1 protein-coding gene is annotated in these 617 nt (G+C 71.8%); it reads left to right on the top strand.

Annotated features, from left to right (window positions below; all coding sequences use genetic code 11):
* Positions 1–235 precede the first annotated feature (235 nt).
* Positions 236–617: hypothetical protein (locus tag Ato02nite_RS51225; protein WP_213014004.1), on the top strand; the 382-nt coding region annotated here is incomplete at its 3' end.

Raw genomic sequence — 617 nt, 5'->3', positions numbered from 1 at the left:
AAGGCGGCTCCGGCCAAGAAGGCGGCGACCGCCACCAAGACGGCGGCGGCCAAGAAGACCACCGCCCGTAAGACCACGTCGGCTGCCGCCAGCACACCGGCTCGTTCCCGGGCCACCGCGTCGACGACGCGCAAGGCTCGCTGACGGTTTTTCCGCGCGAAAGGCGTCCACTCGTACGGTGGACGCCTTTCGTGTGTCCCGGCGCGGGAACCCGTGCGGCGCCTACCGTCCGGGCATGGAGCACAGAGCGATGCCACGGGGGCTGGTCGGCCGGTCGCTGATCGCCGCCGTGCTGTTCGCGGTCGCTGTCGTGCCCGGCTGGACGCTCGGCGACCTCAGCGAGGACTGGACCGGCAACGGGCTGCTGGACTGGCTGGTCACCTGCGCCTGGTGCGGGCTGGCGGTACGCATTCTGGCACCGTCCGGGTCCTACCGGGCGCGGGACGGCTGGCTCGGCGCGATCCCGCTGTACGGCTGGTATCTCACCTGCGTGCTCTGCTGGCGAATCGCCTATCTGCCGTTCCGGGACTGGGAACCACGCCCCGACGAACTGTCCCGGGCCCGCTGGCTCACCGGCGACCAACTCGGCCTGTGGCGGGCGGATCCACCGCCCGCCC

The sequence above is a fragment of the Paractinoplanes toevensis genome, assembly GCF_018332695.1.
GTDB classification, from domain to species: Bacteria; Actinomycetota; Actinomycetes; order Mycobacteriales; family Micromonosporaceae; genus Actinoplanes; species Actinoplanes toevensis.
The sequence above is the reverse complement of the archived record's forward strand: the minus strand, read 5'-3'. Positions and strand labels throughout refer to the sequence as shown.